Here is a 13883-nt window from a genome sequence, read left to right as displayed (position 1 = left end):
TAATTTCCAGAAATTTTGTGCCAGTTGACCTATTGTCCTGGTGATGAAGACAATGGCTTCGCCTCGGACAGTCAGAGTGAATCAAGTGGTAAGCCTCAGTGAGACGATTGATAACACGCCATTGGCTACGGGTTGCGCGTTGGCTACTGTCTAAGCAACGACTACGCTGGTTAGGCTTAGGGCTATTGAGCCTAGTCGTTATTCTTAGTATAGGGTTACTTGCAAATATCTTCAGATTGTCGGCAGGAGCCGCTTCACCTGTAGATACATTCTTTGTTTTAGGGGGAAGTATTCGCCGGGAGGTTTATGTGGCTCAGTTAGTGAAGCAACATCCCCAAACTCCGATTTTGATTTCTCAAGGCTCTGATGAACCCTGTATTTTGCTCATATTCCAAAAGTATAACGCGCCCATGGGTCAGGTTTGGTTAGAAAAATGTGCGGATTCCACGTTTGGTAATTTCTACTTCGGGATTCCAATTTTACGGCAGTGGGGGGTACGTCATGTTCAGTTAATTACCTCTCCCACCCATTTACCACGAGCGGGGTGGATGGCGCAAATTCTTTTGGGAGCAAATGGGATTTGGGTTGATGTGGATACGGTGCAAGAACAGGGAATTCCGGGGAATCAGGAATCCTGGTGGAAAACGGGATTGGATGTGACGCGCAGCCTAGTTTGGGCGCTATTGAGTCAGGGAATTCAGCCGCACTGTTCCGAGGTTACGCCCCTAACTGAGGTTGATTTAGACGCTTGGCAAAAGTCAGGTTTTGATTGTGAGTATCAATGGTGGTTGAAGCTGGATTATTGATTGGCAAAGCGCTGATGTCTAAAAAATAGCTGGCTATCACCGTAGTAGGATGCCACAAATTCCGAGGTGGTTTCCAGATGTCCGATAAGTTGGGCGTTTTGGCGATAACTTGGCTCGTCTATGATGTCAGCTTTCTGGTCAGCATTTTCGTCTCCTACGTTTTGGGGCACAACAGCATAGAGGGAAAATAAACGGGTTCCAGCCGGAATCGTGGCAAGATCATCTCTGAAATCATGGGGTTGATTTTCAGGAAATTGAATAGTGGGATTGGGAACGAGAAAAAGGCGATAGGGATAAAAGGGATCAGGTTCTAGATGACCCGTTTGGTCGATTCGGGCAAAGCCTTGCAAATAGAGTTTTCGGGGAAATTTGCTGACGCGGCGGAAGATTGAATTGATCAATTTAGGACCTAAATCATTTTCTGCGGGAACGATATTAGACAATTCATTGGCAAAGAAATTATAGTTATTGCCTTGACCCGTGAGGGAAACCAATGCTGAGACATTTTCCGAGGGTTGACCGTCCACCAAAAGCTTGAGGGCTAACCCTGGAGCAAATCCGCGATCGCTGGGATCACCGGTGAGGGATAATCGTAGAAGACCGTAGTCAGCACCTTTAAATAAACCAGTAAATTGAGTAGTCGGGGTGGGGATCAACTTAACCTTAGCAACACTGGCGTGGGCGTGAATGGCTTTGTTCCATTTGCGGGGTGCTTCATCGGATAAGCGATCCATTTTGATGCTTAAAAAGGTAAAAAATAAACCGATCACGTCAATTTTTTTCAGTGGCGGTAGGGTATCGTAGCGGGATGCTAAAATTCTTTGCTGCCAAATCAAGTCCTGCTTTTTTGCAGCCGTCCAGGATTCATAGTCGCTTGGTAGCGGTTCTAGCTTGTGGGCATTATGCCAAAATTTTTGTAGATTTTTCATGGAGGTGACTGGGTGAAAAAGTATGTCGATTTATTGTGATTTTTGCTTAACACTTCATCCTTGATCTCTCAAATTTATGGGTTAAATTCATTAGTTTTTTCTGGTATTCCTAGAAACCGGGTTTCTTTGGGTGAAAGGTCGATATTGGTCATCCTCACGAGAAACCCGGTTTCTTGACCGATGTCCTAGCCACCCATACTCCCCATGGAACAAAAAGCGAAGCATCCGATGGTTTCCCCCTTTTGAAGGGAGACGGGAGGGGGATCTATAAGGGGCGTTGTAACCCCTCACACCTCCGCCGCAACGCTTCGCTAGTTACTATTACCTGTTGCCCAATCTCAACAATTAATACCCCGAAACACCGACTTTACGCCAGGGAGCAAAGGCATTTTGTACACCAAATAAAGCGGGGCTGACGGTGGGGTAATGGCGGCGCAAGACACTTAACATACTGTTGTTGTCAATCCAATCTAAACCCCATTGAGTGTAGACTTCGGCGGTGTAGTCTTTGGTGAAGAAGCGATCGCTCTTAAGTCGGCGGGATGCCATTAGGATAAAGATACGGAAAGCTGTGTCACTGAAGCCAAACCCGGCGGGCGGGTTTTCGGCAAACATACCCACCATTAAATCAACGCTGTTGATGTCGTTGTTGTAAACGTCCCGGAGTTCCTTTGCCCATTGCGGGTTCTCGGTGATGTCCTCAAAGGTTTTGACTCGTTCACGACCAATGAGTTCACGGAATTGATTATAACGGGGAACGCCGCGTTCGCGATCGCGTAATATATCCACAGCCGCTAAATCAAAGACTTCGCCGTTATCCCGGACTAATTGCTGTAGGAAACGCGGATAGTTATGTAAGGTAATCGCCCCAGGATGAGTAATACCAAAGGAGTAGAATAAATCGGGCATACCTACTTTATCGACTAGATTCCGACTGCGATTTCCTGATACTTCAAATAGATTTTCTGTAAATCGCAATTCCCCATTGTCGAGAGAGTAAAATTCAAACTCATCTGGCATTAAGGGATGCATCCGATAGACGGAGACAAATTCTTCGGTGAGATAGTAGGGGGCAGTGTGGTGATCTGTCGCTGAGCCGACAATCCCACTCAGGAGTTCCCCCTCTCCAATGCGCCCAAACAAGCGTTTGACATGTGGACCTAATAATCCCCACCAGTTAGCCTTCATAGCAATTTCTAAAGCTGGATGTCCTAAGATTGCAGGCGTCCATTCAACGGTGTGGATTTTGGCGAGTAAGGCGGCGTTAATTAGTCGGGCGTGGTTGAACAGATCATCATCTGTCCAGTCGGGATATTCGTTTTTGAGATGATCGCAAATCGTATTGTGTTCTTTGACAAATAGAGTATGTAACATAGTCAATCCCACCCACCAGTTCTCATCAAAACCAACGAGATCGACACCATTTTCAGGGTTGATGGGTAATAAGTTATCGTCACCGATAATTAGCTTGCCATCGCCATGAGTCCGCAGCTTATCAATGGTTTCCTGATCACTGCCATAAATTTGCGACGCATCCCACCAGTGAGTAACTCGGTTAAGAAAGGTAGGCGGATTTTTGGTATCTTCGTCGGGACGGGTTGAGTCGGGTAAGGTTGCGCCTACTTCTAGCGGTCGATATTCTTGGGGCCAGGGATCGTCTGCTTCGAGAGGAATCTCAAATTTCTGGTCAAATGTACCCCCATGGGCGAACCAGTCATGGGTTTGAAATTGAATCCAAGAGGCGGCATGTAGGTTTAAGGTGCTAGCGGGTACAAATTCATCCCGCGTCAGTAGTTGGCGGCTAATTGTGCGGGGATTGGGTTCGAGTAAATTCTTTTGGTCAGGGTGAGTATATTGGAGGGGAACATTGCGTCCAAAACGGGAACCCGCCCGACCCATTTCTGGCTGTTCCAGGTCATTAAAACTCCCGTCGGCTGTGCGAATCTTGAGATGGTCACTATCTGGACTAGGTGTTGGTTGTGTCCCCTCACCTTGGGTCGGTAATTTTGCGGTATCATGTAGATTTTCTTCCCGCAGTCGGTTCCGAAACTTAAATAACTTGACTAATGCCAGGGGAACGGGGAATTGATGCCAAGGTTTTTGCTGACCTCGACCTGATTTAGATGATTTAGTCATGGTGTTAATTCCTTTTATTTGGATACAATATTTAACAATTCTGTCCGCAATCGGGACTAAAATCAATACTATTCATAGTAAATCTCTATCTTATTTCCGACAAGCCCTTTCAGCAAATTTCCTGAATTAATCTCAACTCTCCCCAATTTATACCAATTTTTGTTCAATCCTAGAACGTTGGGGCAACCGGGGTAGTAATGGATTGCTAGTCTTAATGATTTGTGAAAACTAATAGAGCTGAAAACCTTGCTAAGTAAGAATTCCTTGTCCCTACCTACTTATCTTATGGTGCTAACACCCCTCAGCCCATTCGCCACAAAATCGGGATATTTTTAACAAAACTTAAAATAACTCGCCATTTTTTTCAGGATTTGCCATAATCAAAAAATTAGAATATTCTGGATTTTTGTCGCCATCTGACAAAAAGGCATAGCTACGAATCAAGTCCGGAAATGCCAACATAAGTAGGTTGGTGGAAATAAACTCAACCTTATGAAGTTATGTTAACAAGCCTCAAGCTATTACAAATGACGAATGACAAATGACATGACAAATGACAACGATATCATTTTTCAACCGCTAACATTCCGAAACCTCACCGTCAGTAATCGCATCTTTCGGTCGAATATTTCCGGCAGATTCGATAACTATGACGGTTCCGGAAACCAAGTCCGAATCAATTGGGAACAGAAGTTTGCCCAGGGAGGCGTCGGCGCAATTATTTCATCGTTTACGCCAGTACAAATTCGCGGACGAATCCTGCCAAATTATGCCACTATTGACCGAGATGACCGCATTCCATTCTGGCGTAAACTTGGTGAGGTGGTGCATGAATACGACTGTAAATTTATCATGCAACTGAGCCATTCTGGGCGTCAGCAGGATGTGAGTGGCGTAGAAAACCTTAATTTAAAAGCCCTCAGTTCAACCAGTATCACAGAATCGTTTCATGGTTTTGAATGCCAAGCCATGACCAAGGCTGAGATTCAAGAAACAGTTCAGGCGTTTGCGGCGGGGGCGAGACGGGCGCGAGAGGCGGGACTGGATGGCGTGGAACTGCATAGTGCCAATGGTTATTTAATTACCCAATTTCTCAGTTCTGGGATTAATGACCGCAACGATGAATATGGGGGATCATTAGAAAATCGCGCTCGCTTTTTGTTGGAGATTATTAAAGCCATTCGTCAGGAAGTGGGTGATGACTTTCACCTCCAAGCTAAGATTAGTGCGGTGGAGTATAATAATGCCGTGATTCCGTGGGAAAAGCCAGGGAATACCCTAGAGGATTCGATTCAAGTCTGTCAGTGGATGGAAGCGGCTGGAGTGGATGCCATTCATGTTTCTACGGGGAGTATATTTCCTCATCCCTTGAACCCTCCTGGTGAATTTCCCCGCATCGAGGCGATGCGCTGGTATGATTTGATGTTATCCAGTGGAATTCATACCTTTCGCAACTATTTATTATTTCGGTTTCCCCTGTTGTATCCGATTTTCTTATTCTTATGGAATCGAGTTCAGAAACAGACCCAAGACCAACCGATTCAGGGATTAGAGGTAAAAGCGCAAGCTTTGAACGAGTCGTTCCAGAGGTTTGTGAGTTCTGAACAGATGCAGGAACTTCTACAAAAATATCAGGGGGTTAGCCTTAATCACGCGGCTGAGATTAAAAAGCAGGTAAATATTCCCGTGATATGTACTGGCGGGTTTCAACAGGCGTCCTATATTCGTCGGACTATTCAGGAGAACTTCTGTGATGCGGTTAGTATTGCCCGTCCCTTGGTGGCGAATAATGACCTAGTGCATCAGTTTAAGGCAGGAAAAGACTTGCCTGAACGCCCTTGCACGTATTGCAATAAATGTTTACTTAATGCCTTAGAAAATCCCCTGGGTTGTTATGAGTTAAGTCGCTATAATAATTCAGATGAAATGATTGCAGAAATTATGACTGTGTTTGACCCTGCACCGTTTCGGTGACGGGAATAGAGGAGATGCGTGGGCGGGTTTAGTAACATTAGGGTGACAACAAAGAATAATAGGGAAAACTAACTGCCTCTAATGGCGTGACCCAACTAAAATGGTGCAATAGATTGGCTTCGTAGTGAGGGCTTCAGCCCTTTTTAGCTGACATTAAGGTTTAAATGCAGAATAGCTTAAATCACCAATCACTAATTCTTAATCATGGAAGAATCAACGCCATTAAAGTCAACGGGAAAGACTTTTAAAAAACTATTGATTGTGATTGCGGGAGTTATACTCGCTACAATTATTGGTTTAGTTTCTCCCCTAGTCTTAAATAATCCTGTCGATTATGATGATATTAACAATCACTTTAAATATGGTTCAATTGGCAGTGAACCAGAAAATGGAGTACCTTACTGGATTTGGAAAGTTTTACCCGCCGTATTTCCTGACAAATTACCCGGTGAAGGCTATCAATCGTTGGGCTTTCTTTACGAATCCGGAAAAGACCGCCCCATTGGGTTTTCTCAGCGTCGTGTCTTGATTGACCGCGTTGGCTTAAATTGTGCGATTTGTCATGTGGGTTCACTGCGGGATACGCCTGAAAGTGAACCTCAAATTATCCCCACGATGCCCTCAAATACGGTAAATCTACAAGGGTATATTCAGTTTCTGGGCAAAACGGCTTTGGATGAACGATTCACTCCTAACCGAATCTTAGCCGAAATTGACGCCCAAGGGGGAACGTTTAATCCGATTCAGAAATTAATTTACCGCTATCTGGTTATTCCCCAAACAAGAGATGCGTTGATTACTCAAGCAAGTCAACTGGCTTTTTTAAATGAACAACCGGATTGGGGTCCAGGACGGGTGGATACGTTTAATCCTTATAAATCAATTCAATTTAGCTTCCCGATGGACGAGTTGGAAGAGGATGAAAAAATTGGCACGGCGGATTTACCCTCTATCTGGAATCAAAAACCCCGTGAAGGATTGCAACTGCATTGGGATGGGGATAATAAATCGGTTCATGAACGTAATTTAAGTGCGGCTTTGGGTGCAGGGGTGACACCAGTTACAGCGGATTTGGAACGGATTAAACGGATTGAAGATTGGTTGTGGGAACTTTCATCACCGACTTATCCATACGCGATTAATCGGGAATTAGCAGCTAAGGGTCAGCCAATTTATCAAAATAATTGTGCCAGTTGTCATGCCTTTGGCGGGGCGAAGGTTGGTAAAGTGACGCCGATTGGGGAAATTGGTACTGACCCGCATCGGTTGGATTCTTATACATACGAGTTACTGTCTAATCAAAATACCCTGTTTGTCGGGACGCCGGAACGGTTCAAGAATTTCCGTAAGACCGATGGTTATGCCAACATGCCATTAGATGGAATCTGGTTGCGATCGCCTTATTTGCACAATGGGTCTGTACCGACGTTACGAGACTTGTTAGAGGCTCCAGACGACCGTCCTCAAGTATTCTATCGCGGGTATGATGTGTTTGATCAAGAGAATGTCGGTTTTGTCTCAACCATTGCCCAAGAGAAGGGGACGCCGTATTTTAAGTTTGACACGACTGTACCTGGCAATAGTAACAGGGGTCATCTGTATGGCACTAACTTCTCGTCGGAGGATAAAGCCGCGTTGGTTGAGTATCTGAAAACACTTTAGAATCAGGAGTAAACATCATGAATCCTTATGCAAAATGGTTTAGTCGCATGGTCTGGTTAGGCATTGTGGTGAATATGTTTTTTATAATTCCCCTCTGCTTTTTTCCAGAGGTTCTACTTTCGCTATTAAAGATGCAAATACCCGTGCCAATTATCTGGGTAAGGGCGGCTGGACTCTTACTACTGGAACTAAGTATTTTGTATATTCCGGGGGCAATTGATCCTTATCGTTACAAAGCAACAGCTTGGATGTCAGTGGTCGTCACACGCGGCGCGGGCGCTACCTTCTTCCTGAGTGCTGTTTTGTTCTTTGGGCAAGATTTAGGATTTATCACAATTGCTTTAGTTGATGCCTTCTTCGTGATTGTCCAAGGAACTCTGTTATTTTTGGCGATGAAAACTCAACAACCTGAAATGCCGGAAACCGTTCAAGAGTTTTCCTAAATCGGTCATTTTTGCAGAAGTTGAATGGGTAGGGACGACCCGATTGCATTCCTTAACAATTGGAGTTTACTCAATTATAGCGGTTGCCATAAAGCTTAGGACATTTAAGGCTGAAACAAACCTGTACCAATAATAAATTGTCTGCTCTCTGCCTTAGCGCCTTCTGGCTTTTGCTATAGATAGGGTCGCCTTCTACTCTCTCAATTTGCCTAACTGGGATGCTTCCCCCTACAGATTTTTGATGAAACAGAATACGAATTAATTCAAGTCAAGAAATAAAGGAACAATTTTATGGAAAGTACACCATCAAAAATTGGACGAACCATTACCGCGATCGCAATCATTCTAATATTGCTAATTGGTAGTGTCGGATATCTGGCATGGTATAACCTTTTTCGCGAAGTAGATACCTATTACGAATCAGTCGAGGATCATTTTAAATACGGATCAATTGGCAGCGAAAATGCCGAAGGTGTTCCCTATTGGATTTGGTTAGTATTACCTCGAATTTTTCCCGATAAACTCCCCAAACCCGGTGGCTATACCTCTCTCGGCATTACCTGGGAAGAAGGACAAGAATTACCCGTTGGCTTTTCTAAAAAAATTATCGGCTTTCCCCGCCAAGGGATAACCTGTGCGCTTTGTCATAGTGCCACCTATCGCCAAACCCCCAAAGATAAACCAACGATTGTTCCAGGTGGACCTTCAAATAAATTTCATCTGCAAGGGTATATTCGCTTTCTGGGTGACTGTGCTACTGATCCTCGATTTAATGCAGACTATATCTTAGATGAAATTAGCTATAATTATGACCTATCTTTGTTTGACAAGCTACTCTATCGGTTTATTATTATTCCCCGCACCCGGAAAGAATTATTAGAACTTAAAGAAACCTTTGCCTGGATGGAAGAACGACCCGACCAAGGACCCGGACGCATTGCCCCCTTTAATCCGGTGAAGTTTCGAGTTTTGGGGTTGCCTGTCGATGATACCATTGGCAACTCGGATATGATGTCGATTTGGAATCAAAATCAACATGAAGGATTTGCCTTACATTGGGATGGGTTAGAAACATCACTCACAGAAACTGTGAACACTGGGGCGATTGGTGATGGGGCGACGAAGGAGTCAATTAATATTCAGGGATTAAAGCGGGTGGAGGATTATATTCGTCAATTACCGCCGCCGAAATATCCGTACACGATTGACCAAGGTTTAGCCGCAAAAGGGAGTCAAATTTTTGAGAGTAACTGCGCCTCTTGTCATGCATTTGGTGGCGAACGCACCGGAACCGTTATTCCCATTGATGAGATTGGTACAGACCGTTATCGTTTAGATATGTGGACGCAAGCAGCGGCTGATGCGTATAATGAGTTTGCCGAGGGGTATGATTGGGATTTTGATCAGCTTCGCAAAACTAATGGATATGTGGCGGTAGCCTTGGATGGGTTGTGGTTAAGAGCGCCCTATTTGCATAATGGTTCTGTCCCCTATTTAACGGATTTGTTGGAGATACCGGAGCAGCGGACGATGGTGTTTTACAGAGGATATGATGTGTATAATCCGGAAAAAGTGGGCTTTGTTGCTGAAGGCGTAGCGGCGGAGAAAGAGGGATTTAAATATGATACAAGGGTGACGGCAAATAGTAATCAAGGTCATGTTTATGGCACCGAGTTGGCGGCTGAGGATAAGTTGGCGTTGATTGAGTATTTGAAGACGCTTTAATGTTGTTATTTGTCTTTTGTCATTTGTTCTTTGTCAACACATCCCCTAAAAAATGGTAAGATTTTGGCGTAAGGGTAAAGCCGACAAACCTGCACTCCTGTACCCTTTATTTGTTAAGGGGTGATTATAAATCCCATGACTGACTCCAATAAAACACAACTAACGCTGCAAAAAATCCTGGATAGCCTGGATCATTTAAGGATGGATGAACTGCGAACGCTGCAAAAGGCGACAACTGCGCGAATTCAACAACGTGTTGATGCTTTAGGTAAGCCACTACTGAGTGACTTAGTGGCAGGGTTGGAATGGACTGAAGAGTATAAAGAGAATCCACCTATCTCAGATGCCCGACTCCAGGAAATTAAAGATGGGGCAAGACCAACTGATACTGAATTAGAGTATATTGCTGAAGGGTTGGAAATGGATACTGAGGAACTTTTGCAGATGCTGCGTTTTCGTCAAATTTGAAAGCTATAAATGTTGAACTATTGATGATAAACGCTTAATCTGGCATCAAGCCGGGAACTAAAGTTCCGGCTAAAAGCTAAAACCCGTTTAAACGGGTTCATATTATGTCCGGTTAGGTTTGTAGTTGCGCTGTCTTTGCTGTAAATGTTGAACCATTGATGATAAACGCTTAATCTCGCACTAAGCCGGGAACTAAAGTTCCGGCTAAAAGCTAAAACCCGTTTAAACGGGTTCATATTATGTCCGGTTAAGTTTGTAGTTGCGCTGTCTTTGCTGTAAATGTTGAACCATTGATGATAAACGCTTAATCTCGCACTAAGCCGGGAACTAAAGTTCCGGCTAAAAGCTAAAACCCGTTTAAACGGGTTCATATTATGTCCGGTTAAGTTTGTAGTTGCGCTGTCTTTGCTGTAAATGTTGAACCATTGATGATAAACGCTTAATCTCGCACTAAGCCGGGAACTAAAGTTCCGGCTAAAAGCTAAAACCCGTTTAAACGGGTTTATATTATGTCGGGTTAAGTTTGTAGTTGCGCTGTCTTTGCTGTAAATGTTGAACCATTGATGATAAACGCTTAATCTCGCACTAAGCCGGGAACTAAAGTTCCGGCTAAAAGCTAAAACCCGTTTAAACGGGTTCATATTATGTCGGGTTAAGTTTGTAGTTGCGCTGTCTTTGCTATAAATGTTGAACTATTGATGATAAACGCTTAATCTCGCACTAAGCCGGGAACTAAAGTTCCGGCTAAAAGCTAAAACCCGTTTAAACGGGTTCATATTATGTCCGGTTAAGTTTGTAGTTGCGCTGTCTTTGCTGTAAATGTTGAACCATTGATGATAAACGCTTAATCTCGCACTAAGCCGGGAACTAAAGTTCCGGCTAAAAGCTAAAACCCGTTTAAACGGGTTTATATTATGTCGGGTTAAGTTTGTAGTTGCGCTGTCTTTGCTATAAATGTTGAACCATTGATGATAAACGCTTAATCTCGCACTAAGCCGGGAACTAAAGTTCCGGCTAAAAGCTAAAACCCGTTTAAACGGGTTCATATTATGTCCGGTCAAACCTTTTCATATCCTTGCACCACTATCAGGGAAAATGTACCATTGCTACCCCTGCTCCCTCTGCTCCCTCTGCTCCCTCTGCTCTCTTCCCCCACCACAAGACTTATTCAGCAGACCCTATTTATTATTTGTTGATAGCGCTAACATTCCATGAATGGTGGACAAGGGAACCTGATAAAAATACTGACGCAAAAATTGTTCTTCTTCGATAGCCGATAAAAAGTGTTGAATGCTTTCTTTTGTGGTTGGATCGATCGCGTCTCCATCCCACTCCCCCATTGACCCACTAATTTGGATTGACCCGCCTTGGTGTTTCACCTGAAACCCTAAACCGGAAAGGGCGGTGAGTCCCCGATGTAAGGTGCGATCGCTTAATTCTAACTTGTCTTGCAATTGCCCTAGGGTAGCGGATTTCCCGGTGCGACTGAGGAATTTAGCGAGTCCGACTAATTTCTCCCAAACCTGGCGGGAGGAGAGTTGAGGCGGTGGCGGATAGGCGATCGCTAATTTTCGTTCGCTTTGCATCGCCCGTCTAAACCAGAGTTGCAATTCATCCCAACTGGTGGGACAGTCGCGAACGGTTAATGGATCACTGGGTTCAGGTGTGGGCGTTTCCCTTGGTTCGCCCACTAAGGCGGGTGGCGTCAAAGGATTGGACATCGACAGCAGGTTCTCACTATCCTCCTGCATTCCATCGCGCCAATCTAAAATCCAATCCAGTTGATTGGGAAGATTAAACGAGGAAATCCTATCCCCCGATTGAACGGCGACTAAGCGCACTTCAGGACGTTTTTTGAAGTTATTATAGTCCAGTTCCACAATCGCATTACATCGACCTTTGGGAACTTCATCGCGATAATGTCCCCACCAGATACCGGGAAATCCCACACTTGTGGAATCATCCCAGATTTCTAATTCAGTTTTAATATATTGCACTTTTTTTCCTTTCAAATCCTGAGTATTCCGATTCCAAACTGATTCAAACCAGCAGTTTTCAATTAGCAGTTTGGGAACCGGATTACCCATGCCACAAGGTTCTAAGAGTTTAAGTTCCTGGAATAATGGTTTGCCTAAAGCCGCAACCGTGACGACAATATCAGCAGTAACAACTGGGGCTAATAAGGCGTCTTGGGCGGCGAGTTGTTGACGTAACTTTTGATTAATCCCTTCGCTAAATAAGGGAATATTTTCTACAGGTAAACTTAACCCAGCAGCAAAGGGATGTCCGCCGAATCGGTGTAATAGGTGTTCTTGGGATTGGACTAATTCATACAAATCAATTCCATTCACTGAACGGGCAGATCCTCTGGCGATCGGCGAAGTGTTAAGTGTTGACCCTTCGCCGCCCCACTCTTCACCTGTACTTAATAAAACTGTCGGGCGTCCATATTCTTGGGCAATTTGACCCGCGACTAAGCCTAAAACGCCTGCTGACCATTGGGGATCATCTAGAACAATAACACAGGTTGTTGAAAGGTCAAGTTGTGCCAGTTTCCGTTTAACCTGTTCCGTAATATCTTTCTGTAAGGATTTGCGGCGGCTATTAGCTAATTCTGTTTCTAAGGCTAAGGTTTGAGTATAGGTTTCATCGCGACGGGTTAATAATTCCACACAAAAAGATGCATCCCCCTGAATCCGACTCACGGCATTAATTCTTGGACCTAAGCCAAAGGAAATATCCGTGGGGCGATCGCCACTGCGCTGACAGAGTTCTAAAAGTTTAGCTACACCGGGACGGGTGCGGGTTTTCAATTGTTGCTGTAGCGTTTGAATTCCCCGTTGGGCTAAATAGCGACAATCACCACTCAGTTGGACTAAATCAGCAATTAAACCAATTGCTACTAAATCTAATAAATCTTCTAAAGGTTGTTGGGGAATATCGGGTAATGTTTGATACAGTGCCTCAACTAATTTATACGCTACCGCTACACCAGAAAGATGAAACAGGGGATGGGTTTCGGCAAAATAGCGGGGGTTAATAATCGAAACGACGTTCGGTCGCTCCTCTGGTAAGGTATGATGATCGGTAATAATAATGTCTATGCCTAACTGATCAGCATAGTCAATTTCGCTGAGATTAGTGCTGCCTGTATCGCAGGTGACAATCAGTTGAGTTCCCGATTCTGCGAGTTGGTCAATTCCCGGACAATTCAATCCGTGAGATTCCGTGAGACGATTGGGAATGTAATAGGTAAGGTGTTGATTCTGCGGTAAAAACTGCCCCAATCCGTCCCATAAAACGCTGGTTGCGGTAATTCCATCGGCGTCAAAGTCTCCCCAAATTGCTACTTTTTTTCCCTTATCCCGTGCTTGTTGCAATCGCTGTACTGCCCGTTTCATTTCCTGACCAAATTCAAAGGGACTCGCGGGTTGATATAAATCGGGATTAATAAATCCAGCTAATTGATTTAACTCCCGAATTCCGCGTTGCCATAATAATTGGGCGGCGTAATATCCTTCTGATGCGGGGGCGTAGGATTTAACCGCATCGAGGAACCATTGGGGAACATCTGGAGAGGGTTGAACGTGCCATTGGGGTTGAGGCATAAGTCGGCGGGGAGGAGAGTTAGGGGAGACGGTTGACGGTTCGACGGCGTGAGTTGAAAGAACGCCCGTATGAAAATATTAGCTTGTTTTATGCTGGAAATAAGCGGTCACGCCTTTAAATTGGGTAAGTAG

The 13883-nt window shown here is 44.5% G+C and carries 9 protein-coding genes; 6 read left to right on the top strand and 3 right to left on the bottom strand.

The window, feature by feature from the left end; all coding sequences use genetic code 11:
• Nucleotides 1–98 precede the first annotated feature (98 nt).
• Nucleotides 99–806 (top strand): YdcF family protein, encoded by a 708-nt coding sequence (locus tag MC7420_RS14410; RefSeq protein ID WP_044207228.1) that lies wholly within the window; start codon nt 99–101, stop codon nt 804–806.
• Here MC7420_RS14410 and MC7420_RS14405 read toward each other — a convergent pair.
• Both MC7420_RS14405 and MC7420_RS14400 read right to left on the bottom strand, forming a co-directional pair.
• Nucleotides 800–1735 (bottom strand): hypothetical protein, encoded by a 936-nt coding sequence (locus tag MC7420_RS14405; protein ID WP_044207225.1) that lies wholly within the window; start codon nt 1733–1735, stop codon nt 800–802. The two genes, MC7420_RS14410 and MC7420_RS14405, sit on opposite strands and share 7 nt — an antisense overlap.
• Before the next feature lie 345 nt (nt 1736–2080).
• Nucleotides 2081–3871: a peroxidase family protein gene (locus MC7420_RS14400; protein ID WP_044207222.1), complete on the bottom strand. Its 1791-nt coding sequence runs from the start codon at nt 3869–3871 to the stop codon at nt 2081–2083.
• A 534-nt stretch (nt 3872–4405) separates the two neighbouring features.
• On the opposite strand from MC7420_RS14400, the gene MC7420_RS14395 reads away from it, so the two are divergent.
• The 5 genes from MC7420_RS14395 to MC7420_RS14375 all read left to right on the top strand — a co-directional run bounded on the left by MC7420_RS14395 (nt 4406) and on the right by MC7420_RS14375 (nt 10143).
• The gene (locus MC7420_RS14395; RefSeq protein ID WP_198016461.1) at nt 4406–5845 is read left to right on the top strand and encodes an NADH:flavin oxidoreductase; all 1440 of its coding nucleotides are present in this window, start codon (nt 4406–4408) and stop codon (nt 5843–5845) included.
• 204 nt (nt 5846–6049) lie between these two features.
• On the top strand, nt 6050–7507 hold the full coding sequence (locus tag MC7420_RS14390) for a c-type cytochrome (protein ID WP_006101226.1): 1458 nt from the start codon (nt 6050–6052) through the stop codon (nt 7505–7507).
• Nucleotides 7508–7524: 17 nt separating this feature from the next.
• Nucleotides 7525–7950 (top strand): hypothetical protein, encoded by a 426-nt coding sequence (locus MC7420_RS14385; protein WP_006101067.1) that lies wholly within the window; start codon nt 7525–7527, stop codon nt 7948–7950.
• Nucleotides 7951–8241: 291 nt separating this feature from the next.
• Nucleotides 8242–9675 carry a c-type cytochrome gene (locus MC7420_RS14380; RefSeq protein WP_006101072.1) on the top strand — a complete coding sequence of 478 codons (1434 nt, stop codon included), beginning with the start codon at nt 8242–8244 and terminating at the stop codon, nt 9673–9675.
• A 135-nt stretch (nt 9676–9810) separates the two neighbouring features.
• The gene (locus tag MC7420_RS14375; RefSeq protein WP_006101138.1) at nt 9811–10143 is read left to right on the top strand and encodes a hypothetical protein; all 333 of its coding nucleotides are present in this window, start codon (nt 9811–9813) and stop codon (nt 10141–10143) included.
• A 1178-nt stretch (nt 10144–11321) separates the two neighbouring features.
• Here the strand turns inward: MC7420_RS14375 and recJ are convergent.
• A complete protein-coding gene (recJ, locus tag MC7420_RS14370; RefSeq protein ID WP_006101113.1) occupies nt 11322–13751 on the bottom strand; it encodes a single-stranded-DNA-specific exonuclease RecJ in 2430 nt (809 codons plus the stop codon).
• Between the last annotated feature and the right edge of the window lie 132 nt (nt 13752–13883).

Source organism: Coleofasciculus chthonoplastes PCC 7420 (genome assembly GCF_000155555.1).
GTDB classification, from domain to species: Bacteria; Cyanobacteriota; Cyanobacteriia; order Cyanobacteriales; family Coleofasciculaceae; genus Coleofasciculus; species Coleofasciculus chthonoplastes_A.
This window is presented reverse-complemented; position numbering and strand designations above follow the sequence as displayed.